Origin of the sequence: Chryseobacterium phosphatilyticum (assembly GCF_002899825.2) — a bacterium.
Classification (GTDB): domain Bacteria; phylum Bacteroidota; class Bacteroidia; order Flavobacteriales; family Weeksellaceae; genus Chryseobacterium; species Chryseobacterium phosphatilyticum.
Window position 1 is genome coordinate 753,061 of record NZ_PPED02000003.1, and the last position, 25,539, is coordinate 778,599.

The 25,539-nt window shown below is 37.3% G+C and carries 14 protein-coding genes; 8 read left to right on the forward strand and 6 right to left on the reverse strand.

Annotation, left to right across the window (positions count from 1 at the left end; all coding sequences use genetic code 11):
• The first annotated feature begins 148 nt into the window (after nt 1-148).
• The 3 genes from C1631_RS15335 to C1631_RS15345 all read left to right on the forward strand — a co-directional run bounded on the left by C1631_RS15335 (nt 149) and on the right by C1631_RS15345 (nt 11,733).
• Nucleotides 149-10,534, forward strand: a complete 10,386-nt coding sequence (locus C1631_RS15335) for a non-ribosomal peptide synthetase (RefSeq protein ID WP_109713191.1) — start codon at nt 149-151, stop codon at nt 10,532-10,534.
• A gap of 259 nt (nt 10,535-10,793) precedes the next feature.
• Entirely contained in the window at nt 10,794-11,114 is a 321-nt protein-coding gene (locus tag C1631_RS15340) for a hypothetical protein (protein ID WP_123966699.1), read from the forward strand.
• A gap of 22 nt (nt 11,115-11,136) precedes the next feature.
• Nucleotides 11,137-11,733, forward strand: a complete 597-nt coding sequence (locus C1631_RS15345; protein ID WP_103249352.1) for a TlpA family protein disulfide reductase — start codon at nt 11,137-11,139, stop codon at nt 11,731-11,733.
• A 78-nt stretch (nt 11,734-11,811) separates the two neighbouring features.
• On the opposite strand, the gene C1631_RS15350 is transcribed toward C1631_RS15345, so the two are convergent.
• From C1631_RS15350 to C1631_RS15375, 6 genes are all read right to left on the reverse strand, one after another.
• Complete coding sequence (locus C1631_RS15350) at nt 11,812-12,939, reverse strand: agmatine deiminase family protein (protein ID WP_109713195.1); 1,128 nt, start codon at nt 12,937-12,939, stop codon at nt 11,812-11,814.
• Between the two features lie 69 nt (nt 12,940-13,008).
• Nucleotides 13,009-13,833, reverse strand: a complete 825-nt coding sequence (locus C1631_RS15355) for an AraC family transcriptional regulator (protein WP_109713197.1) — start codon at nt 13,831-13,833, stop codon at nt 13,009-13,011.
• 106 nt (nt 13,834-13,939) lie between these two features.
• Complete coding sequence (locus C1631_RS15360; RefSeq protein ID WP_109713199.1) at nt 13,940-15,520, reverse strand: beta-N-acetylhexosaminidase; 1,581 nt, start codon at nt 15,518-15,520, stop codon at nt 13,940-13,942.
• A 216-nt stretch (nt 15,521-15,736) separates the two neighbouring features.
• Nucleotides 15,737-17,191: a sigma 54-interacting transcriptional regulator gene (locus tag C1631_RS15365; RefSeq protein ID WP_109713201.1), complete on the reverse strand. Its 1,455-nt coding sequence runs from the start codon at nt 17,189-17,191 to the stop codon at nt 15,737-15,739.
• Between the two features lie 62 nt (nt 17,192-17,253).
• Nucleotides 17,254-18,393 carry a vWA domain-containing protein gene (locus C1631_RS15370; RefSeq protein ID WP_185144672.1) on the reverse strand — a complete coding sequence of 380 codons (1,140 nt, stop codon included), beginning with the start codon at nt 18,391-18,393 and terminating at the stop codon, nt 17,254-17,256.
• Nucleotides 18,394-18,632: 239 nt separating this feature from the next.
• Nucleotides 18,633-19,022, reverse strand: a complete 390-nt coding sequence (locus C1631_RS15375; protein ID WP_109713203.1) for a hypothetical protein — start codon at nt 19,020-19,022, stop codon at nt 18,633-18,635.
• 566 nt (nt 19,023-19,588) lie between these two features.
• Between C1631_RS15375 and C1631_RS15380 the strand changes: the two genes are divergently transcribed.
• The 5 genes from C1631_RS15380 (at nt 19,589) to C1631_RS15400 (ending at nt 25,485) form a co-directional block, all read left to right on the forward strand.
• Nucleotides 19,589-21,316 (forward strand): sensor histidine kinase, encoded by a 1,728-nt coding sequence (locus C1631_RS15380; protein WP_109713206.1) that lies wholly within the window; start codon nt 19,589-19,591, stop codon nt 21,314-21,316.
• On the forward strand, nt 21,300-21,953 hold the full coding sequence (locus C1631_RS15385; RefSeq protein WP_109713208.1) for a LuxR C-terminal-related transcriptional regulator: 654 nt from the start codon (nt 21,300-21,302) through the stop codon (nt 21,951-21,953). The genes C1631_RS15380 and C1631_RS15385 overlap by 17 nt, the downstream gene beginning before the upstream one ends.
• 574 nt (nt 21,954-22,527) lie before the next feature.
• A complete protein-coding gene (locus C1631_RS15390; RefSeq protein ID WP_103249038.1) occupies nt 22,528-22,926 on the forward strand; it encodes an ACT domain-containing protein in 399 nt (132 codons plus the stop codon).
• 201 nt (nt 22,927-23,127) lie between these two features.
• Nucleotides 23,128-24,075, forward strand: a complete 948-nt coding sequence (locus C1631_RS15395; RefSeq protein ID WP_109713210.1) for an alpha/beta fold hydrolase — start codon at nt 23,128-23,130, stop codon at nt 24,073-24,075.
• Nucleotides 24,076-24,291: 216 nt separating this feature from the next.
• Nucleotides 24,292-25,485 (forward strand): hypothetical protein, encoded by a 1,194-nt coding sequence (locus C1631_RS15400; protein WP_123966701.1) that lies wholly within the window; start codon nt 24,292-24,294, stop codon nt 25,483-25,485.
• Nucleotides 25,486-25,539 lie beyond the last annotated feature (54 nt).

The following is a 25,539-nucleotide window of genomic DNA, read 5'->3' on the forward strand; positions in this document are numbered from 1 at the left end:
GGATAGAAAAAGCTTTTTCTGTTCATCAGCTTTTTTGAATTCTTTTTTAGTAAGATTCCCATTTGAAGCCAATATTGTTGGGTTGGTTGTATGAAAAACGATATCCGCAAATAAAGATTTGAATTTTTTTTAAACTAATATCTACTAAATGAACACAATCCATTATTCCTTACATCCCGCACAGCGAGATATTTTTATTGATCAGGTAATGAACCCGGACAGCCTGCGCTACAGCCAGGGTTGTTATTTAATATTAAAAGACAATCTGAACAAAGATCTTTTTTTATCATCTGTGAATCAAATGTTATCTGCCCATGACGTTTTCCGGTTACAGTTTGATACCGATGAGGTAGATTCACCAGCTACCCTTATACCAGAGCTTCCGTCAACAATTTTTGTAGAAAAAGACTTTAGCAATAAGTCTGAAGAAGATGCATTGATGTGGATGCAGGAACAGCTCAATATACCCATATCTCTAATACCGGGAAATTTTCCTCATCAGCACTATATCATAAAGATCAATGATAATACCCATTGGTATTTTATGCATTATCATCATATCATATTGGATGGGTTGGGCTTATCCAATTGGTTTAAAGAAGTGGCAGAATGCTATCGGGAGCTTGCGGATGAAGTTTATTCGGATAAAGACATACCATCCTATGTGTCGGTCATGAAAACAGCGGATGACTACAATAAATCTTCTGCTTATGAAGAAACCAGACAATATTGGAAAGAAAAATTTCCGAAATTACTTCCGTCATTATTGGAAAAGAAATATCCGGTATTAGGAAAAGAAACCAGTGGAATATATACCTTAGAACCAAATGAAAAACAGATTGCCAGTTTAGATTCTTTAAAAAAATATACAGGAGTAGGGCTATCTGCACTTTCCCTTGCAGCATTAAATATCTATCTTGGACAGGTTACCGGGCAGCATCAGTTTGCTTTGGGAGTAACATTGCATAAACGTAAAAATGCTGTAGAACGTTCCTCTGTAGGAATGTTCTCTGGAGTTTTACCATTTTTAGGTCAATACAATCCTGAGAAATCATTCCATGAATTGATATCGGATATAGCAGCAGATCAAAAAGAAAGCTATCCGCATTATCAATATCTCGTTTCTGATTTTAAAGCACTATCTCCGGCTGATGAAGAGCGAACATCACCCTTTGAAATCATTGTAAATCACGGAAGACTTGATTTTAGTCTTGATTTTGGATATGATATGCCGTTAGATCTAAACCTGGTAAGAAATAACCACCAATCATTGCCATTAGAGATATTCTGGCAGGAATATGGTGAAAATAAGCCATTGCAGATTGAGTTTATTTATCACAAAAGCTATTTTTCTCCTGAAGAAATGCACCTTTTTGCCAATCGCTTTTTATACATTATTGAACAATGTGCTCTTAATCCTGATACACCATTGAAAAATATCGGAATCTTACCTCCGGAAGAGTTATCATTGCTTGAAAAATATTCCAATAGCAAAGAAATATATACCTCAGAAGATACAGTGATGTCAGTATTTGCAGAAAGAGTTCATTTAAATCCCGATGCTATTGCTTTAACTGATGGTGAAAAGAAAATGACGTACTCAGAACTGGCAATGCTTTCTGATGCACTGGCAGTTCAATTACAAGAAAGAGGAGTGAAGCCTGGTATGCCTGTACTGTTAAGTATGGAGCGTACTCCTGAGCTGATCATTGCTATTTTGGGAATTCTTAAGTCTGGAGCAGCCTATGTACCTGTTGAGCCGGATCTTCCTGCAGAGCGATTGAAGGTGCTGATGGAAGAAATTACGAGTGAAATAGTGGTGACAACCAGTCAACATGCCTCAAGGTTTGATGTTGATGTCTTAGAAATGATATGCCTGGATACTTTACAGCTATTGCCGGTACAATTTGAGCCTGTTTCTGTTACAAGTGGAGATACGGCTTATATCATGTTTACTTCAGGTTCTACAGGGAAGCCAAAAGGAGTAATAGTGACCCACTGTAATATTGTGAGCCTGATAAAAGCAAGAGATTATTTTCCGATTACATCCAGTGATTCTATTCTGGCAGGCGGTTCTTTTGCTTTTGATGCCAGTACTTTTGAATATTGGGGAGCGTTATTGAACGGAGGAACATTGGTCATGGCTACCAAAGCAGAATTGATGGATACGGCAAAGTTAAAATCTACAATCCGGACACATGGGGTTACTAAAATGTTTTTTACCACCGGATGGTTTAATCTCCTGGCAGATACGGATGTAACCATATTCGAAACCTTACAAGCGGTGATTGTGGGTGGAGAACGTTTTTCAGCCCAACATGGCCGGAAGGTAAGAGAACATTACCCTGGTTTACACATTGTAAATGGGTATGGACCTACCGAAAATACCACTTTCTCATTGGGATATTTAACGAATAATTCTGAGTCAGACGAAATTCCGATAGGTCGTCCGCTTAACTACCGCAGTGCTTATATTCTCAACAAAGATCAAAAGCAGGTTCCCATTGGGATTACAGGTGAATTGTATGTTGGAGGAGCGGGGCTGAGCGATGGATATTATAAACGACCGGAACTTACCAAAGCTTCCTTTATTTCTCACTTATTCAAAGAAGGTCATCATGAAAAACTGTATAGAACAGGTGATTTGGTTCGATGGTTACCTGATGGAAATGTTGCTTTTGTCGGCCGTACAGATGATCAGGTAAAGATAAGAGGATTTCGTATAGAACCGGCAGAAGTAGCCGCTGTATTGCTACAGTCAACGATGATAAAACAAGCAGTTGTTATTTCGAGACCTGATGCTACAGGGGTTCTTCAGCTGGTTGCTTATGTAGTTGATTCTGAGAACTCTTATGACAAGAATGCCCTGCTGCAATGGCTTGAAATAAAATTACCGGGTTATATGATTCCGGCTCATATTGTTTTGTTGGATGCACTTCCACTTAATGCTAACGGTAAAGTAGACAAAAATGTATTACCTGCTCCGGAAAACACGAGTGTTGGCGAGAATGAAAAGCCACGTAATGCAATAGAGCGCAGATTGGCGGAAGTATGGCAGGATTTGTTGCAGATACCGGAAGTAGGCATCGGGGATAACTTTTTCCATTTAGGAGGACATTCCTTAATGGCAATGCGTGTAAGTGCTTTTATTAAGAATGAATGGGGACTTCGGGTTGCTCCTACCGTACTTTTTACCTGCAAGACCATTGGCCGTCTGGCTATGCATATTCAACAGGTACAGGAAAAGAATGTGAAAGATCATGATATCAGATCTGCCGCATATTATACAGATAATCTGCCATTGTCATTCGGGCAGGAAAGGATGTGGTTTCTGGATCGTTTACATGGTTCGGTACAATATCATATTATCTGGGGGTTCAGACTGAAAGGAGACCTGCATATCCCGTCATTGGAAAATGCCTTAGGATATATTGTTGATCGCCATGAACCTTTACGTACGGTGATCAGAGAGGAAGACGGTGTTCCTTATCAGCATATGCTGGAAAAAAATACATGGAAAATAGATATTCGTCAAGGCGATTCTTTGGTTTTGGATGACCTGGGTATTCAATCTCTGACAGATGAATTGGTAGCCATACCTTTTGATTTGTCTGACGAACATATGCTTCGTGCTCATCTTATTCCTTTGAACTCTCACGAACATGTATTGGTTATTAATATTCATCATATTGCAGCTGATGGTTGGTCATTATCTGTTTTATCCGGAGAAATTGAGGTTGCATATAAGGCGTATCTTCATGGTAAGGAACCCATATTACCGGAATTAGTTGTACAATATAAAGATTATGCAATCTGGCAGCGTCAGCAGGAGGTAATGATTAATGACAAGCTTGATTACTGGAAACGTAAACTAAATGGGGTAGTTTCGTTGAATATGCCTACTGATTATGCTCGTTCTCCAAAACAAAGTATACATGGAGATTCAATGAAGTTCAGAGTGAATAAAGCCCTTACAGAACAATTGAAATCATTTTCCGTAAAAGAAGATGTAACATTATACATGACTTTGCTGACGGCATTTAAAGTCGTATTACATCGGTATTGTTCTCAGGATGATATTTGTGTAGGTGGGGCAATATCTGGTCGTTTGCAGCAGGAATTTGAGCCCCTGATCGGGTTCTTTGTCAATACATTGGCCTTACGTACGGATCTGGGTGGACAACCGGACTTTCGTGAAGCATTACGACGGGTGAAAGAGACCCTTCTGGAGGCATATGATCATCAGGAAGTGCCCTTTGAGAAAGTAGTAGGACAAGTACAGGAAGAACGGGATACAAGCCGGAATCCTCTTTTTCAGATTGTATTTGTATTGCAAAATACTCCCGATATGGGAATACAAAGACTCAATGAAGTAATGGCTGAACCTATTCAACATCGATACCGTACCAGCCAGTTTGATCTTCATTTTTCAATACATGAAACATCAGATGGGCTACATGCAGAAGTAGCTTATTGTACTGATCTTTTCAAGGCTTCTACGATCGAAAGATTATTGGGGCATTTTGAAAGATTGTTGCAATCAGTGATCTTAACGCCTGATGTACCCATTAATAAGATGATCATATTGAGCGCTGCTGAAACAGATCAGTTATTATATACATTCAGCGGTGTTCCTGCTACATACCCTACCGAACAAACGATTGTGGGGTTATTTAGAGAACAGGTACAGCGTACTCCGGACAATATTGCAGTAAGTTTTGAAGGTAAACATCTGAGCTATCGTGCCCTTGATGAGCATTCAACGAAGCTTGCTATGCATCTTAAGCTCGAAGGCGTTGACAAGGGGACATTGGTGCCCATATGTACAGGGCATTGTTTGGAAATGATGGTGGGTATTTTAGGGGTTTTAAAAGCCGGTGGTGTCTATATCCCTGTTGATCCGGAATACCCTGAAGACCGTATTCATTTCATATTGACCGATACAAATGCTCCTGTTGTACTGGTATTGGAGCAAACATTCTCTATTGTACGACAGATATATGAATCAAAATTAATCTGTCTTGATGGTGATTGGGGAATGGCGGGAGATGCGGCGGAGCTTCCGGCCTGTGATCCGGAACAGCCTGCTTATATAATCTACACTTCCGGTTCTACGGGCCGTCCCAAAGGAGTGATCATCCCACATCGTAATGTCGTTCGTCTGTTTATGACTTCCGATCCGTTGTTTGATTTTAACGAAAATGATGTGTGGACGATGTTCCATTCTTATTGTTTTGATTTTTCTGTTTGGGAAATGTACGGAGCTCTTTTCTACGGTGGCCGTGTAGTAATTATTCCACGTGCTATAGCAAGGGATACGATGGCTTTTACGACATTACTGATTAATGAAGGGGTAACCGTTTTAAACCAAACTCCTTCTGCATTTTATGTTTTACAGGAGTATATCTTATTAAATCCGGTTTCATTACAAGTACGTTATGTTATTTTTGGTGGTGAAGCGCTACATCCGATGCGTTTAAAAGGGTGGCATCATTTGTTTCCTTCCTGCCAATTGATCAATATGTACGGAATTACAGAAACAACAGTACATGTTACGTATCAGGAAATTACAGAAAAAGAAATGAATGGAAGTGGTAGTATCATTGGCAAACCTATCCCTACATTGCGTGCTTATATCCTGGATAAAGATTTGCAACCGGTACCTGTTGGGGTCCCGGGAGAATTGTGTGTTGCCGGGGAAGGTGTTGCTACCGGATATTTAAATAGAGAAGAACTGACTGCAGAACGATTTGTGAAAGATCCGTTTAGTAAAAATGAGGATGAAAAGTTATACCGGGCAGGTGATCTGGGTAAATGGCTGGAAGACGGAACCATTGAATACCTTGGCCGTATAGATCATCAGGTAAAAATACGGGGCTATCGTATTGAGCTTGGTGAAATTGAACATGCTGTAAATAAATTACCGGAGGTTGCAGAAAGTTGTGTGGTGGTGAAAAGCTTAAATGGAGATTCAGACAAAAAGCTGGTTTGCTATTATGTACCTGAATTAAAAGCGATAAAGGATCTTGAGAAAGCTTTTAATCCGGAAGAGATGAATGAAATAAAGCAGAACGGAAAAGGATTACTTCCTGAAATCATGATTAAGATGGAAAAAAAGATACGACAAGCACTGGCGAATACTATTCCTGAATATATGATTCCAACTGATATCAATGCTCTGGAACACATGCCTGTGACCTCAAACGGAAAAACAGATCGTGGCTTGCTTTCGAATATTGAAGACCAGGAAAAAAAGCGGAGTACCGGATATGAAGCACCTGTTTCTACAATGGAAATCACACTTGCTGAAATCTGGCAGGACTTATTGAATATAGATCGTGTAGGGGTTCTCGATAATTTTTTTGAAATTGGTGGTGATTCCATCCGTGTGGTAAAAGTTGCAGCCCGTATCAAAAATAAGATGGGAGTTGAAATTGGTGTTGCAGATATTTACGGTGCACGCACAGTGCGGGATTTAGCAGTATTATTAGAGAATAGTAATGATGATCGTAATAGTGAAGTCCTTGCAGAAATTACGAACGAACTGGTGGATCTGGAACAAAAATACTTGCCATTATTGGGTTCCGGAAAACAACTGGAGTCTGTTTATCCAATGACCAGTATTCAGAATGGGATGATTTATGCTTCATTGCGTGATCCGGACTCTGCTGTTTATCATGACCAATTCCTGTATCCTGTAAATCGGAAAATAAATAAGTCCCTTTTTGAGAAAGCTTTACAACTCATGGTGGATAAACATGAAACATTCAGAACCACATTCCATTTAGGCCTTTACGAAACAGGATTACAGGCTGTATCCCGTACTATGTTGGTGGAAGTAGAAGAACTGGACTTATCCGATCAGGATATCAACGGGGTAAAGCACTATCTGAAACCGTATCTGGAAAAGGAACGTGTCATTTCTTTTGATATTCAGGATGGACCTCTGTGGCGTGCTGCTCTTTTACACTGGCAGGAAGGTACCGTTTTCATTTTACAATTTCATCATGCCATATTGGATGGGTGGAGTGTAGCAGCTTTTAATACAGAATTATTTAATCTGTATTTGCAGTTGGAAAAGAACAGCGATCATCAACCACTTCTGAAATTGAATGGTCATTATCGTGATTTTGTAAAAGAAGAAATGAGCAGGAAAAGACAGGCATCAGATCACATGTTCTGGCAAACTGAAATGGAAGATCATCGCAGACTTGATATTTTTACCCATGAAGAAATCTATGAAAATACGGTAGTGGGATATGATATTGAAGTATTGCATCATTTGAAAGACTTGGCTAAAGGGTATGGATTGTCATTAAAAGGTGTATTCCTGGGGATCAGTCTGTATGTAACAAGTATGTTGAGCTACCGACGCAGGATTACGATCGGATTGGTTGCCAATAATCGTCCGATAGTGGAAGACGGGGACAAATTGCTTGGATGTTTTCTCAATACCATACCGTTTGTATTGGATATGCCGGAACCAGGTATGTCCTGGATCGCCTATTTTAGAAAGATAGATGATAAATTAAAACAACTGGAAATTCATGATCGTACTCCTCTTTCGGAAATTGCAAGGATCAATGGAGAATCTTCTCCTAAGGAAAATCCGTTCTTTGATGTTCTTTTTAATTTTATCAATTTCCACATTTATGATGAGCTGGAAAAAGATCTTGTTAATGTACAACTTGGAAAAGAGTCGCTTACCGATACGAGCTTTGGGGTGGCCAATACTTTTCTTAATTTTTCCATCAGCCTTACCGGAGATGATATGAAAGTGGTTTTCTCACTTTCTAGAATGCTTCAAAGTGGAAAAACAACTCAGGATCTGCAATATTACTTCGATTATGTGCTGAATTGTTTCCGCCATGATGCAGAACAAAAAATAGGCAAGCAATTGCTTTTACCACTTGCTGAACAAGAACTTTTGATACAGAAATTCAATGATACAAGAGCTGCTTTTCCAGAAGAAGCTACAATTTCCTCCTGTTTTGATGAAGTAGCAGTTATGTATCCTGATAAAATTGCATTAATAGCTTCAGAAAAAGAATATTCTTATTACACCTTACAAAGATGGGTAGACAGAATCGCAACTTTATTGGTTGATGCAGGTGTTAAGCCTGGTATGTATATTCCGCTGATGGCAGACCGTACAGCAAGTACCGTAGCAAGTATATTAGCGATCATGAAAGTGGGGGCAGCATATGTACCAATCGACCCTAAAATGCCTGAAAATAGAGTAGCCATGATATTAAATGATACCAAAGCTACTATTGTAGTGGGACATCGGTTACCAGAGTTTCTTTTTTCTCCTGAAATTGTGTTTGTGAATACGACTGAAGCTTCTCATGTTGTAGCAACTGGAGAAGTTTCTTTTTCACAACCTTCTTCCTATGCGTATGTGATTTATACTTCAGGATCTACAGGAGTACCTAAAGGAGTTCCGGTAAAACACAGGTCTGTTATCAACCTGATAGAAGGATGTAGTGAGCAACTTGGTTTTGCTAGGGATGAGCGGGCGTTACAGTTTACAAATTTCACATTTGATGCGTCCGTTGAAGTGATGTTTTTATCCCTGTTAAAAGGATCTACGTTGGTACTGCCGGAAGATGAGGTATTGCATGATCCGGATCTTTTCTGTCAGTTTGTAGAAGCAGAACAAATTACACATCTTGTTCTTACTCCCGGGTTCCTGCAAAGTCTCGGTCATATAAAATTATCTTCCGCCCTTAAACGGATAGTTGTTGGGGGAGAAGAATGTCCACCAGCACTGGCGGCTTATTGGTCTCAATATGTAGAATTTTATAATGAATACGGACCGACAGAGACAACAGTAACGGCTACCAGATACAAATATGCCACTGCATATTTAAAGAAAATACCTATAGGAAAGCCCATAAAGAACGCGTCCGTTTATGTATTGGATGAGCTACAACAATTGCTTCCAACAGGAGTTCCCGGTGAAATATGCATTAGTGGGGAAGGGGTTACTGATGGTTATCTTCATCGTCCGGACTTAACAGCACAAAGGTTTATACCGAACCTGTTTAATAGTATTTCAGGGACTGTTTTATACAGAACAGGGGATATAGGGAGATGGCTGCCGGATGGTAATCTTGAATATCAGCACAGGGCGGATAATCAGGTGAAGGTAAGAGGATACCGCATAGAACCGGGTGAAATAGAATCTGTATTGCTCAAGCATCCGGAGATCAAGCAGGCTGCTGTACTGGTACAGACTGATAGACATAATGATAATCGACTGATTGCTTATGTGTCTGTCAATGATGAGTTATCAGAAGAAGAAATTATTTCTTATCTCAGAGAAGAGCTTCCGTATTATATGATCCCGGCTTATGTTCAGGTATTGTCACAAATTCCGCTTACTATTTCAGGAAAGGTAGACCGCAATGCTTTGAGTATTGACTCCCCTAAAGAATCGAAAGTCCGTCAGCTTGTTCTTCCTGTAAATGCACTGGAAAAAATGCTTAAAGAGATATGGGCTGAGCTTTTAAATACCCATGATATTAGTACTGATGATGACTTTTTTGCTCTGGGTGGACACTCACTTACCACTTTACAGTTACTTAGCCGTATACGGGCTGAAGGACACGATGTTCAGTTAAGGGAAATACTTTCTCATACCACCATCACGGGGCAGGCAGCTTTGCTGATCAATGGTCAGAAAGACCTTCAGCCTGAAAAAGTAATACAGAATGAGCATATCAGATTGCTTAATAAGAGCCGTCTTTCTCAAAATATATTTTTATTGCCGGGATCTAATGGCAATTGTGATGGGTATGACGAACTGGCTGCTGCTCTTGCTCCTTTAGGAAAGGTATATGGCATTCAAATGATGGGAGTAATGGAAGGTGAAAAGCCATTGGAAGATATGCAGGAAATTGCTAAGCTTCAATTGAGCTGGATACAGGAAATTCAACCAACCGGACCTTATCAGTTTATTGCACATTCATTTGGAGGGCATATGTTGTTTGAAATGATTAAACAATTGGAGCAAGCAGGAGAAAAAGTGAAGATGGCTGCCATACTCGATGTTACAACGGTATTACCGGACCTGTTCTTTAAAACGGATTACGTCATGAAATTTGTAATGGATTCCTTGAATAAATATGGTCTATTAACGACTTCAGAACCGGAGTGGAAAGAAGATCTGCAAAGCGAACTGGCAACATTAATTTCTCAAAAGAAAATTCCCAATATCAGTGAGTTTCTGAAGGATAGAATGATCGTAAGTAATGAAAGTAAAGGCTTAATCCTGCGGATTATCGATTTGAATATTGCCAATATGATGCTGGGGTACAAGATTGAAGGTACCGTTGATTCTCCTTTTATGGTGATAAAAGCGATGGAAGATCCGACTTCTCATGAGCTTCCTGCACTTGGGTGGGAGAATCATACGACATCAGTGCAGGTGGAGGAGATTGATGGAGGACATTTTAGCATGTTATACAAGAATTTTGCTATAGAGATAGCCGGATTATTACAGCAGTTTATTACTGAACTTACTGAATAGTCATGAAATGCATTTTTTCTTAATGATGAGCCCTGCTGCTCTAGCTTAAAAAGGCATAAAGCCTGTAGTTTTTACTGCAGGCTTTATCTTTGATAGAAATAATCCGGCATCTGATAGTATTGGTAAAATTTGTAATTTGGCAGCAAAAAGCTTATCCCGAGGCAATCGGCAAAGTATTTCTGAACTTACGGATTACAATCTCATCGAGATTAAAAAGGGGAATTGCCGGTTTATATTCAAACTCATAAAATAAGGAGGTATGACAGTCATGGAGTTTATTGCACAAGAAATTGACCGATTAAACAGATTAATAGAACAAAATATAGACAAGGAATCAAATATCAGATTCAAACAAGAGCTTTCCCAAGCCTCGTATTTATTAGAAATTTTTGAAAACTATAAAATCAATAAAAATACAGTTGAAACGATTTTAGAATTACCCGATTCTGATACCGGCTATTCCGAATATAGAGTCATAAACGATTGTGAATCTGATAACCCTGATTGCTGGATTGAACTAAGGGTAAAAGAAGAGAAAATCAGATTAACAGAAGGAGACATTATTATTAAAAAGAAATAAGCACTTCAGTGTAAAAAATACTATGGAAAATATAAAAAAATGGCTCAGAGCAAACTGGTCTACTTCTCTTTTAGTTGTGGTGTTTATCATCCTTTTGGTGAATAAAGATGCCAAAGCCTGGTTAATGAGACAGGTAGCCTCTACCGGACTTCTCAATTCTGAGTTTTCTAAGACTAAAAATAGAGATACTGCTTCTCAAGAGGAAATCAATTTATCTTTGAAGAGAGATGATGGCTCTGTGGTACATACTGCAGACTTGAGAGGGAAGGTCGTTTTTATTAATTTCTGGGCATCCTGGTGCCCTCCATGCAGAGCAGAATTTCCTTCAATACAGGAATTTTATGAAAAATATAAATCCAATCCCGATATTGTTTTTATAACTGTAAATCTTGATGACGTTCCGGAATTGGGAAGAGCTTATATGAGGGATAAAAATTTTACACTTCCTTTTTTGGTTCCGGCTGGTAATATTCCGGCTTCCTACTTCAGTGGTTCGCTTCCCACCACCGTAGTACTCGATAAAAAAGGACAGATTCAACTTCATCATAAGGGACTGGCAGATTACAGTAAAGAATCATTTTATCGTGAAATTGATGCTCTGTTATCAGCAACCTATTAAGATCAAAAGGTATAGTACTCGTTTTCCTATCAACAATACCCTGTCAAATCTGACAGGGTATTGTTGTTTTGCATGATCTTATTTAGGTTGTTGCTGGGTTACACAATGTACCATTCCACCATTGGCAAATAGGTTTCGGCAATCAATTCCCACTACTTTTTTATCCGGATACAGATTTTGGATCATCTGATTGGCAACTGCATCATTTGGGTCATTATAATTAGGTACCAACACTCGGTTATTAGCAATATAATAATTGATATAGGATGCTCTCCCCACGTTTTTCCCATACGTGGTAATCACATCTTTTTGAGTCAAAGGGATTTTAACAAATTGATACGGAGAACCATTTTTTCTTGTTGCATTATATAACCGATCAATATCAGCATCAGGAACTTGCCAGTATGCAAGATGATCAGAATTCATCGTGATAATTGTAGTTGAATTTGCAAATCTCGCAAATCCATCGATATGCATATCTGTAATATCAAGACCTGCTTTTCCGTTAAGCCAGATAAATTTGGTAACACCTAAATTCTTGGTAAATATAGCCTCTGCCTGCTGCTGAGTCATTCCGGGATTCCTGTTGCTGTTAAGGACGGAGCTTTTACAAGCCATTAATACGCCATCTCCATCAATTTCAACACTTCCGCCCTCGTTAATCATTACAGAATTAAGGTCAATCTTTGGAACATTATTATCTGCAGCAATTTTAGAAGGAATTGCGTCACAGTTATTAAATGCGGCTTTATTTCCCCAACCGTTAAAGCCCCAATCCTGAATATAGAGTTTGCCACTCTGATCTTTTACATAGATCGGACCGTTGTCTCTTACCCAAAAATCATCAGTTTGATAAAGCTTAAAGTCTATATTATTAAGGGAAACTCCGGCGTTGTTTAATAAACCTGTAATACGTTCTTTTTCTGCACGATCATAGGCAATGATATGGACCTTTTCGCTTTGTACCAATTCTTTAGTCATCGCTACCCAGGTAGGATCCAGACGGTTACGATAAGTAACTCCATATTGATACTCGTGTGGCCATTGAAGCCAGGTCCCTTCATGTGGAGCCGATTCTTCGGGCATTTTATAAACTACAGCTCCGGGAGTAGGGTCCGGGTTACCTGATGGGTCTGATATCTCGCCTTGGCTACAAGAGAATAACACGATAGGTAACAATGATAATAAGATTTTCTTTTTTTGCATAATCAATCTATTTTTGATAAGGCAAAATTAGATTGATCTTTACGTTCAAAGTTGTCCGAAATTGACAACTTACTTCAGAGGTAATAAAATATAAGTCAGATGTTCTTCTTCACGGAGGGTATGATCTGCATGTCTTTCATATTTTTCTATGATAGGACTGTGGGAAAACTCAAGTCCGGAGTTGAAAATCCAGCGGGAGTAAATTTTTGTATAGGTTTCATCAATGGTTTCATAGCTGCCTGCATGGGTAAAACGGGCATATTTTCCTCCTAAAATAATTTTGGATGGAAGCTTTTTATTGGTGGCCTGTACATTGACACATGCATCATACCGGCATTCAATTTCAGTTTTAATCAATGGCTCATCTGCAATAACACCAAAAAAAGCCGGATTTGAAGCAGGAAATTTATTTAGCATAAATTTTTTCCATAATAACTCAATTTCCTCATTATTATAATGGGTTTGAATGCTTTGATAATAGATTTGTGCAGGCTGAAGGTATACAATTTCGGGTTCCAGTACTATATCGGATGTTACGGGAATAAGATCAGGGCTATAAAGAAGCTTTTCTTTACTGAGCTTTGCTTCTTTTGGAGAAATACCAAAATGTTGTTTGAAGGCTTTGGAGAAAGAAGCGATATTGGCAAATCCTACTTCAATACCAATGGAAGTGAGGTTTTCTTTGGTATACAGGATTCTTTTGTAGGCATTCTCTACTTTCAATCTTTGCTGAAAAGCACCGATGGTTTCCCCACAGCTGTATTTAAAAATACGCTGGATATTTCTGTAAGAATAATGAGATACTTCCTCCAGATCCTTGACGGAGATCTGTTGATCATAATTTTTTTCTATGAAATGAATGACTTTATAAATACAATTAAGATTGTCTTCCATAACAGTTTATCTTCAAAAGTAAATATTCGTATACTATTGCAAATTTAAACAAAAAGGTCAACCGAAAACGAGTAGACTTCTGTATTGCATTCATATTCTATAAAAGCTAATTTTTCTTAACATTAATTCCTTCCTTGTCCCATCGGGAGAAAAAGTAGGGTAGTGAATTTTGAAATCGGTTAAAATTTTTATTTTCTTTTTGGCTCCATCCAATTTCTGCATAAGCGGCAAGTCGGGGAAATATTTTTGGATACATATCAACTGCGGTAGGAATCCATTCTGACCACATCTGACACCCCGAACCTAGTATTCTGGAATGGAACTTCTTATCCAGTCCTTCAGGAATTGGATCAAAGCTGTAGGATTTTTCCAGAGAAGTATCGTAATCCAGATAGGTAAGTTCATGATAGGAATTGACAACATCATACCCGTTACTTGTCGCTTCCCTGATCATTTCCAAATTACCTTTCCAAAACTGAACAATAGCAGATTTTGAAAGGGTTCCGCTTGCAGGAGGGGTGTTGAGATTATAATCATGTAGTTTTGCTCCCATAATATCATTCCATCCCATCATCCGTTTGTTTTTTTTCTCCAGAAAATTGGACATTTTGTTGGTGAAAAATATTTGAAGATCAGCTGGAGAGGCTAAAGAATTCTTTTTCATAAATGTTTTTACAGCAGGAGATTGAGCCCATTGATCATATTTAACTTCATCACCACCAATATGAATGACATTGAAGGGAAATAGAGTCGTTATTTCACTCAATAGATCCTGAAGAAATTTCATAACCCTTGGATCTGTCACATCAAATATATCATACATCACACCAAATTTAGTGGATACTTTAACAGGTTGTTTGGTAACTCCCAGCCATGGATAAGAGGCAATGGCTGCAGTAGCATGTCCTGGCATTTCTATTTCCGGCACAATCGTGATGTGTCGTTCTGCAGCGTATTGTACAATTTCTTTTATATCTGCCTGATTGTAAAAACCCTGATGAGGCTGGTGATCATACTTTTTACTGTTCCACCCACCTGTTTGTGTTGAGTCACGTCTCCCTCCGGTTTTTGTGAGCTCAGGATACTTTTTGATTTCAATACGCCAGCCCTGGTCATCCGTGAGATGCCAATGAAAAGTATTCATTTTGAGTACTGCCATTTCATCCAATAATTTTTTGACAATAGTTTTACCTTTAAAATACCGGCTTTCATCCAACATAAAACTACGCCATGAAAAACGTGGCTGATCGATAATTTTTATACACCCTGCTTTTACAATACCATCTTCTTTTTTTAGTAATTGCCTCAATGTCTGTATACTGTAGAAAATACCTGCCGGGTTAGGTGCTTCCAGTAATATACCCGTTTCGGTCACCTGAAGCCGATAACCTTCATTTCCCAATTCAGAGCCGAGATTTTTATTGATCAATATACGGATACCTTTATCTTTTGGAGATCTGGTTTTTGATGGATTCAACAAAAATTCAGTTTTTAATAGATCATTGAGGTATTCTTTTTCGAAGCTTATCTTATCCCGGGTATCAATGCTAATGGCATTTTTGATAATATATTCTCCGGGTTTTTCTGAAACAAAAGTGGGTTGAGGCACGATATTCACCGCTTTTATTTGTAATGGGTAGATGAGTACTAATATCCCAATGAGTACCATTTTTTTTATCTTATTCATGGGGTTATGTTTTTGATTTTTAGATTGTTTCAAAGGTAATTGAAACAACTTTAATCAAATAAGAGAAAAAAAGGTAACATGTAAGAGCATAATCATTATTAAGAAAATATTTTTTTGTTATTTGGAGTTTTATTTCTGATATAAAAAAACCTTCAGATACTTCTAAAGGTTTTTTATATCAATGTTTACTAATAAACGACTGTTTAAAATATTTTTTTAATTTCTTAAAAACTGACCTATTCCTGTGGCATCAAAGGTAAAGGTAGATTGGTTTTCAGATTTGTCTATTTTGCTGCTTATGGTTAAGGCCCAGAGTACCAGTTCTTTGCAGAAGTTTTGATCTTCCGTACTTAATTCTGACGTATTTTCTTTTACCAGAGTTACCAAAGGTGGAATGCTGTTCAGCTTAGTATAGAATTCCTCATCCGTATCATTGTAGTTAAGTTGAAGGTGGTTTTTATTAAACCATCTGATCAGGTCGGTGTATGGGGTTTTAATATCCTCTTTTTCAAGTTTGGGAATACGTGGGAACAGGCTTTCAAACTGAATCATAACTGCTTTATCAATTAAAATTTTGGCCACATAATCTGCACCTTCCTGCTCACCTTCATATACCAGTTCAATTTTTCCTGTAATAGACGGAATAATAGACATAAAGTCAAGCAAACGAACTGTCGTTTTTTCTTTCCCGGATTCGATCAAGCGTAATTTTGCCGCTGCTACCAGATTTTCCATAGCACTGATGGTTAAGCGGGCGCTGACACCACTTTTGGTGTCCACATATTCGCTGTCACGGGCTACAAAAGCAACTTCCTCCAACAGATTTTTCGCCAGATCAGGAATTTGGATCTGAGATTTGTCTTCAGAAGAGATCATTGCTTCCTGTTCTGTAATCTGGCGTGCTAGTGCAATAGTTTTAGGATAGTGTGTGAAGATTTGTGAACCGATTCTGTCTTTCAACGGAGTTACAATACTTCCGCGGTTGGTATAATCCTCCGGATTGGCGGTAAATATAAATTGTATATCTAAAGGCATCCTCAGTTGGAATCCACGAATCTGAATATCTCCTTCCTGTAGAATATTAAACAATGAAACCTGAATTCTGGCCTGCAGATCGGGTAATTCATTAAGTACGAATATTGATCGGTTGGCACGAGGAATCATTCCGTAGTGTAAAACACGCTCGTCAGAATAAGGAAGCTTCAACGTTGCTGCTTTGATGGGATCTATATCACCAATAAGGTCGGCAACATTTACATCAGGAGTAGCCAGCTTTTCGAAGAAGCGACCGGAGCGGTGCACCCAGGAAATCGGCGTTTTATCTCCAAGCTCTTCAACAAGATCTCTGGCATATTTTGAAATAGGATGAAAAGGGCTGTCATTAATTTCAGAACCTTTTACAATTGGCATATACTCATCCAGCAGATCTACCATACTTCTTGCAATTCTGGTTTTTGCCTGTCCGCGCAAACCTAAAAGATTGATATGGTGGCCGGCAAGAATTGCTTTTTTCAACTGAGGAATAACAGTGTCTTCATATCCCCAAAGCCCTTCAAATACAGGCTCTTTGGCTTTTATTCTTGAAATTAAATTGGCCTGAATTTCCTCATTAATTGTTTTGTCAATATACCCTGAGTTTTTTAATTCTTTGAATGTAATATCGTTTTTCATTTCTTTTTAAATACTAATTATATAAGTGAGATTTTTTTCGGGACGCTTTTTATGGCCCCTGATTATATTCTCTTTATTCGGTTTTTTTCGTAATCTTCAAAAATCATTTGCCCTAATCCTGACAAACCTGTTAAAAAGGCTTTTCCTTTATTTTGTGCAGTAAATGCTTCCACAAATTGCCGCAGATAGGGATCCTGGGCAATCATAAATGTGGTGATAGGAATTTTAAGTTTTCGGGCTTGCGCTGCACGGTTGAGACATTGATTCACAATCATCTCATCCAGGCCGTAGCTGTTTGTATAAAATTCTCCGGTAGGCAGCTGGATACAACTGGGCTTTCCATCCGTAATCATGAAAATCTGTTTATTGGTATTTCTTTTTCTGCGAAGAATATCCATGGCCAGTTCCAACCCGGCTACGGTGTTGGTATGATACGGTCCGACTTTCAGGTAAGGAAGATCTTTGATTTTGATGGGCCATGCTTCATTTCCAAAAACAATAATATCAATGGAATCCTTAGGATATTTTCGTTTGATAAGTTCTACCAAAGCCATTGCTACTTTTTTTGCCGGTGTAATACGATCTTCCCCATACAAAATCATAGAGTGACTAATGTCGATCATTAAAACGGTACTCATCTGAGCCTTATGCTTTGTTTCTTCCACGATGAGATCATCTTCTGTAAGTCGAACGTCCGAGATTCCGTTGTTGATCTGGGCATTTTTTAAACTTTCGGTCATATTCACTGCAGATAAGTCATCTCCATACTGGAAAGAACGGTTTTCGCCCTCACGCTCATCGCCAATACCTGTTTTTGTAGTACGATGATTACCTACGCCGCTTTTTTTCAGTTTTCCAAAAATCTGTTCCAGAGCATATTCCCGCAATGCGGCTTCTAGTTTCGGGGTCAGTATATTTTTACCTTCTCCCGCTCCTGAATTACCTTCCTCGGGGTCTTCTTCTTTGATATATCCACGTTTTTTAAGATCTTCTTCAAAATCCTGAAGCGTATATTCATCATTGAAAATATCATATTCTTTATCAAGCATGTCAAGCCATTCGAAGGCCTCTTCAAGATCTCCGGAGGTATGGGTAAGCAGGTCTCTGAAAATATCGAAGACCCTGTCAAAATTTGATAATTCTTCCGGAATATGCTTACTGAATGTAAAGCCGTTCTGAGAATTAATATCTTTATTTTTCATAAGAAAATGAAGCTGTTTTGCTGTTATCTGTTTTTTGAATGCTTAAGATAGTGGTTGTCATTCAATATCTGTAAATGATATGCCGATGAAAACATTCAGAATTCTTTCTACCTTTTTTAAACGATACAAGTTAGGAAATTATCATATCAAGATTCCAAATGAAAAATAGAAAATACTAATGACGGTGATTCGAAATGAAAATATAATAAGCTCTGATCTTGAATGAAGTGTTTCGGGTATTAATTTTTAATTGTATTTGGAATAACATTGTATTTTCTCTTAAAAGCTGTTGAAAAATGCCTTGGGTTTTCCAGGATCTGCATATCCTCTCCGCTGAATTCCATCTTACCACCCATCTGATAAGCATAGATAATGTTGTGCTGATAGCTTTCAAAACTAATCGTTTTCCCGAAATTTGCAGAATGGGCCGAACTCTTGCCATTGATGGTAAAATGCATTTCTACACTCTTGAAATCACTTTCAAAATAGAGTATCAACCGGCGGCCTAAAAAAAGATTCCCAAAACCAATATGAACATTTTCAAAACATATCTTATGATACATACCATTTCCGAAAGGAGGGTAAATATTGTCCTGAAAGAAGGTTAAGTTGCTGAAAAGGGGATTCATGAGGAGCGGTTAAATAAAAACAAGATATACAGAAGGATGTGCGATATTCAACAAATGTCAAAAGGATGGAAAATAAGTTCATAATTTGTTTTTAAAACGCTTTAATTAGCTTGCTGTCAATTGTTTAATTATAATTGATTATGGTTGGTCACCTTAGCCCCGATAGAAATGATTACCCCGCAACATGGAGCAGCATACGGGATGGGTTTAGTGCCGGACAGCGTTGGCGTGAGGAGTATAAATGGATAGCGGGATAAAGCTTCTGATAAAAAAATAACAAAGATTGTCAAATATTTGATAAGCCTCAACTTTTGCCATCAATCTAAAAATATACCTATACACTATTGAATTTTAAAAATTTAATCAGATTTTAATGTAAAAAAGTATTGAAATTTCTACGTTTTATTTGATATTTACTTTTATGACAAGACAAAAATTACTTTAACTTTGTTATTTGAATGATATATTCATTGATTATTGAATTTTAATTAATAATATTATATTATTTAAAAATAATTATAAACGAACAAAGGTAATTAGAGAATTAATTTAGCAGATAAGTAAATATGGCATCCAAATTCTTAAATTTCAAATTGAGGAAGATTGTTCATTACTCATTGATCCTGTGTATTTTATTGATACAGGGGATTATTGCAATATTTTTTTACAACGAATTTGTCAACGAAAAGAAGTTGAAGTTTATTAAGACTCAGCTGGAAGAAAGCCGGGCATTGGGCGGCTTGACGGATCATTCGAGGAAAGATTTTATGGATGCTCAGGATCATCTTCAAAAATATATGGTCAACCAGGATAATAAAGAACTTGATTTGTATTTTCAATCTCTGAGAAAGCTTAAAAATAATTTTGATAAGATCGGAGAATATGAAAAGGCAAGCCCAAGGCTTAAAAATACTCTGGCGAAGCAGAAAATAGATACATTGAAAGTGACAAGGCTGAAGACCCTGATGGATTCTGTATACAAAACATCTCTGAACCCACCGGCGAAAATGGATGAAAAGCCTTATGAACCGGAAAAATACAAGAATAATTTTGAAAATCTGAACATTCAGACACGTACCTATGCTGATACGATAAAAAAGAAGGGCTTTATGGGGCGTTTAAAGGATGCAATTACAGGTAAAGTAAATGTTCAGAAAGAAAGTACGGTGGTCACGTTAACGAATAATAAAACGGTAGATCTTTCTAACCTTAAGACAGAAGTGAGTAATGCGATGAAGTCTATGGACAAACATTATGCTGCTGAAGTGAAGAAAGTGCAGTTGTATGCTGCCCGTAATCAAAAAAATAACATTCAATTTTACAGCAATTTCAGTAAATTACTGGTGTACAGTAACGGGCTGATTGATGTGTATGAAAATGCAATTAAGGATTTTAAATCGGAATTAGAAAAAGAATACAATAAACAGAGCTCAGATAATAATAAAATCAGAACCTATCTGGTATTGGGACTGATGGTTTTAATGTTTATCGTATCGATCCTGATTATGTATTTTACGAGAGTAGCTTTCATCTATGAGCGTAAGCTGAATGAAGCGAATGAAGAGATTAAAAACAATCTTAATTTTAAGAACAGAATATTGGGAATGCTGAGTCATGATCTCAGGTCTCCACTGAAAATTATCAATATTTTTATTGACAAGATCTACAGGACAACAGATGATGAAACCATAAAAGATTATCTGAAGTCGATTAAATTTACCAACAGTACCTTACTTCTGCAGTCTAATCAGATTCTTGAATACACAAAAAATCAGGATACTGAAAAGAAGCTGATCAATTCGGTCTTTAATCTTGAAGAGGAAATCGGTTCTATTGTAAAGGTTATTACTCCTTATATTGAAACGAGAAATAATAAGTTTGTTGTAACAGACAGGATTCCCGAAGGAACGATTGTAAATTCTGATGGGATCAGAATGAACCAGATTTTTATGAATATCCTCGGAAATGCCAATAAGTTTACAGAAAACGGTCAGATTGATCTTACCTTGATCACTGAGCCATTGGATGATCACAAAATTGTATTGACAACCACGGTGGCTGATACAGGAATAGGAATATCGGAATCTGATCTTAAGAAGATCTTTGAACCCTATTATCAGGGCACTGTATCAGATGAGGTTGATAACCTTGGTGCAGGGTTAGGGCTTAATTTATGCAAAGAAATTGTAGAACTTTTTGATGGGGATATATCAATTTCCAGTAAGTTGCATAAAGGAACGAAAATAACATTCAAGTTAATTTTAAATACTAATAATAATGGAGTTACCAAGTGAAAATAGAGAAATAGTTTTTCTTTTAGCAGATGATCATAGTATTGTAAGACAGGGAATGGAGATTGTAATCAGTGATATTGCTCCCAATGCAAAGGTGTACCATACTTCATCATTACAACAAATTGCAGAGCTGGTGGAATCAAAAGGAATAGAAATGGCGGTTATTGATGCTCATTTTCCGGATGGAAACAGCTTACATATCATCCCTGAAATAAAAAAAGCAAACCCTGATATAAAAATTCTGGTTTTTACCGGGCTTGAAGAAGATCTGCATGCGCTCAAATTTATTAAAGCGGGAGTTAATGGGTATCTCAGTAAATTAAGTGAAGAGGAGGAGGTGAGAGAAGGCATCTTGCAGTTTATACAAAAAGGAGAGTATTTTTCGGATGTTGTGCGAAAACTATTGGTGCAGTTTATTTATAACCCGGATTTGATAAGTCCGTTGAGTCCATTGACAAAGCGTGAATTGGAAATTGCAGAAATGTATGCAGAAGGATATGGGAATCTGGAAATTGCCAATAAATTGAATATCAAACAGAATACGGTAAGTACCATTAAGAAAAATATATTTGAAAAATTAAAACTCGAAAACCTCGTTGAGCTCATTGAGCTCATTAAAACCCACCATAAAATCTAACTTTCTTACGTCTTTTATCAGACTTTTTTTTTGGCTCAAATTTTTACATCGATAAATATCTATGAAGCATCCGACATGTATCGACGGGTATTATAATGGATGTTATTCTTTTATGTCGTTACTTTGTACTATAAAATTTACCAAATGAGGAAAATGCAAAATTAAGAGTATATTTTAATTATTTGTAATCAGGTAAATCATTATGATGATAAAAATAAGAAAGTATAGTAATATACGAATGCAAGTGATGAAAAAAAATAAGTAAAAGCGTATATGGCCTTATTGACTTCTTGAAAAAGCCAAAAAAACACAAAAACACATAAAAACACAAAAAGAAGTTAAAACAGGCCCTATAAGGCAAAGTTCCAGAAAAAGGAGGCGAGAGAGGCCTCCTTTTTTATTTTTATATATGCCCATTTCTCTGGTTTTGCTCATTTCTACTTAAAAAAATAATAAGTCATTTTTTGTGCGCAGGGACACAATTTGGGGAAAGAAAAGTACAATTTTGCTTTTGTTTTTTATCAAATGATAAACAGAAGCTGAAACCTATATTTTAGCTTTGTAACAAAAAGAGATGTCAGGAGAAAAAGATTTGTCAGTATTGCTTCAAAATATGAAACCTGTACTGAACCCGGGAGAATATGTTTTTTGTACCCTTGAAAAATTGGTTCAGATTCCTGATGTGGAAAAACTATTGTTTCTCTTTCGGGAAAATGAAGGGATAACGGTAGTCCTGGAAAAGTCGATGGCAGATCAATGGAAGCTGGAGTACAGCTATATTTCGTCCTGGATCACTCTTAATATTCATTCTTCACTGGAAGCTGTGGGACTGACAGCGGCATTCGCCAACGCTTTGAAGAAGGAGCAGATAAGTTGTAATGTGGTGGCAGCGTATTTCCATGACCATATATTTGTCGCGAAAGGTGATGCTGAAAAAGCGATGGAGGCTTTGCATGAGCTTAGTAAACCATAATGTTATTAAATTTGGCATAGAAAAGATAGGAATAACAAGTGCCAGAATTGTCGAAACTAACCCTATTATTTTCTTCACTATCATTTTCAGATTTCCTGATGTCTGGTTAAATCCCTGATATGTCTTGTTTAATCTATTTTTAAGTGCTTTGCCTGATTTTGAGATTTATGTTTGCTGTATTAATTTTAAAAATAAGCAACAATGAAAGCAATCAGAAAAATCTCCATCGCAAGCATGTTATGTTTAACTCTTTTCACGGTAGTCACCATGTCCTGCAGAGAGGAAAATGAGCCTCCCACGATTCAGGAGATACAAGGTGACAGCCATCAAACCGCCAAAACCAGATATGTAGAAGTAAAGGGAAATACTTTTGCGTATCGTATTTTAGGGAAAGATCAGGGAATTCCAATTGTTTTATTACCAGGGCTGGGTGGATCTATGGACGACTGGGATCCGGCAGTGACAGACGGATTGGCTCAGAAATGTAAAGTGATCTTATTTGATAACAAGGGAGTAGCTGCTTCAAAAGGAGTTACTCCCAACACGATACAGGGAATGGCTGATGATGCTATTGACTTTATTAAAGCTTTGAACCTGAGTAAAGTGAATATCATGGGGTTTTCGATGGGTGGTTTTGTCGCACAAAGAGTCGTTTTAACCGAACCCTCCCTGATTAATAAGGTGATTTTAACAGGAACAGGCCCCAAAGGCGCTATCGGACTCTCCAATTTACCCAATATTATTGCGGGAACAGCCGGATTAAGCGCTGAAGAATCATTCCTGAAATTCGGATTTACATCATCTGCTGAGAGTATTGCAGCAGGAAAAGCTGCTTATGCAAGAGTTCAACGTCGTACGACAGACAGGGACCTTCCTTTAAGTGATGCTACCTCCAATTCTCAGTTTACTGCTGTTTTAAGCTGGGCACAGCCTGATGCCAATGCTTTGAATGAAATAAAAAATATTCAACAACCTGTCCTGATTGCTCATGGTGAAAATGACCTTCCTGTGTCTGTTCAGAATGCTAAAAATATGCATCAGAATATAGAACACTCGGAACTTGTCATTTTTCCGGATTCAGGACATGCTTCTTTTTTTCAGAATCATGAGGTGTTTGTGACAGAGGTGAATGCATTTTTAAGTAAATAAATAATTAAAACAGTTTATCATAAGTAATGGAGTTACTATTTTAATCTGCTGTATTTTTTTTATATAAAATAGTTCGGGAGGATTTGTAACTTGGAAAAATGTCTTATTCAATGAATGGGTTTGAGCATAAGCTTAAAAGAAGAGTTAAAAATAGTCAAAGGAAAGAAAGGATATTATTTTTTTTAATTAAATTTGATTTAATTAAAATGCTAATCCATGAAAATCAAGTTGTTAATTCTGTTTTTGGTCATCGTTAATCATACCGCTTATTGTTGCAGTATGTTTAAAATGACCCATAAAGGGCGTACTATTGTTGGGAATAATGAAGATTGGGTAAGTCCTAATGCTGAAATTTGGTTTGAACCCAAAATAAAGGATAAATATGGAGTAGCTTATGTAGGTTTTATCAATCGTTTTCCACAAGGAGCTATGAACGAAACAGGATTGGTCTTTGATGGTTTTGCTACTCCTGAAATGCCTGTAGTTAAGCAAGAAGGTAAAATCGAAAAACCTGTAAGAGAAATCGTTCAGCATGTGATGAGTAATTTTAATAATGTACGTCAGGTTAAAGATTATCTGTATACAATAGATATGAGTTTTCTTACCTCAAGTGTCATGATGTTTGTAGACAAAACTGGAGAATATTTATTGGTAGAAGGAGGAGCGTTGTCCTTAGGTAAAAAAGAGTATTATATTCAGTCTAATTTTAATCCTACTAAAGATACAGTAGAAGAAGATAGAAAGAAGTTAGACTATTATATGAATGGGATAAATTTTCTAAAAGTTAACCAGCCCAATGGAACCTCCGCTTTTTGTTCTTCAGTTATGGATAAAATGCATGTGAAGGATACACAGTATACTAGTGTTTATGATCTTAATAAGGGAACAATACAATTATTTCTTCATCATGATTTTAACCATTCTGTAGAAATTAATTTGAAAGAAGAATTGAAAAAAGGAACCCATGCTTATACAATGGCAGAACTTTTTCCTGTTACCGCTGAAGGGGTGATTTTTTATAAAAAATATAATGATCCCAATGACCCTGCGGGATATCTTAAAAGTATCTGGACAAAAGAAACATTCGGAAAAACAAAAGAAGAAATTGAAAATTTCAAATCAACATCCGGACTGGCATGGCTAGGCAACTATATCGGATATGAGTGGATGCGGGATAAAAAAGATGTCAATGGAGCAATAAAGATTTTCACATTTGCAACAGAAATGTATCCTGATGATGCCAATCTGTTTGACAGTTTAGGAGAAGCGTACTGGATAGCCAAAGACTATAATGCTGCAATTGCCAATTATGGAAAATCTCTATTTCTGAATCCTAAAAACCTTAATGCGATTGAAATACTTAAGAAAATTAAGCAGGAAATAGAAAACAAAGTAGAAAAGGCTAATTGAAGAATTATTATACAAAATACTGCCTTATTGAAGCAGTATTTTGTATTTGAAAGA

Excerpts from the sequence above, each read along its gene's own strand:
- C1631_RS15335 (WP_109713191.1), top strand. The coding sequence starts at position 149 with ATGAACACAATCCATTATTCCTTACATCCCGCACAGCGAGATATTTTT.
- C1631_RS15340 (WP_123966699.1), top strand. The coding sequence starts at position 10,794 with ATGACAGTCATGGAGTTTATTGCACAAGAAATTGACCGATTAAACAGA.
- C1631_RS15345 (WP_103249352.1), top strand. The coding sequence starts at position 11,137 with ATGGAAAATATAAAAAAATGGCTCAGAGCAAACTGGTCTACTTCTCTT.
- C1631_RS15350 (WP_109713195.1), bottom strand. The coding sequence starts at position 12,939 with ATGCAAAAAAAGAAAATCTTATTATCATTGTTACCTATCGTGTTATTC.
- C1631_RS15355 (WP_109713197.1), bottom strand. The coding sequence starts at position 13,833 with ATGGAAGACAATCTTAATTGTATTTATAAAGTCATTCATTTCATAGAA.
- C1631_RS15360 (WP_109713199.1), bottom strand. The coding sequence starts at position 15,520 with ATGAATAAGATAAAAAAAATGGTACTCATTGGGATATTAGTACTCATC.
- C1631_RS15365 (WP_109713201.1), bottom strand. The coding sequence starts at position 17,191 with ATGAAAAACGATATTACATTCAAAGAATTAAAAAACTCAGGGTATATT.
- C1631_RS15370 (WP_185144672.1), bottom strand. The coding sequence starts at position 18,393 with ATGAAAAATAAAGATATTAATTCTCAGAACGGCTTTACATTCAGTAAG.
- C1631_RS15375 (WP_109713203.1), bottom strand. The coding sequence starts at position 19,022 with ATGAATCCCCTTTTCAGCAACTTAACCTTCTTTCAGGACAATATTTAC.
- C1631_RS15380 (WP_109713206.1), top strand. The coding sequence starts at position 19,589 with ATGGCATCCAAATTCTTAAATTTCAAATTGAGGAAGATTGTTCATTAC.
- C1631_RS15385 (WP_109713208.1), top strand. The coding sequence starts at position 21,300 with ATGGAGTTACCAAGTGAAAATAGAGAAATAGTTTTTCTTTTAGCAGAT.
- C1631_RS15390 (WP_103249038.1), top strand. The coding sequence starts at position 22,528 with ATGTCAGGAGAAAAAGATTTGTCAGTATTGCTTCAAAATATGAAACCT.
- C1631_RS15395 (WP_109713210.1), top strand. The coding sequence starts at position 23,128 with ATGAAAGCAATCAGAAAAATCTCCATCGCAAGCATGTTATGTTTAACT.
- C1631_RS15400 (WP_123966701.1), top strand. The coding sequence starts at position 24,292 with ATGAAAATCAAGTTGTTAATTCTGTTTTTGGTCATCGTTAATCATACC.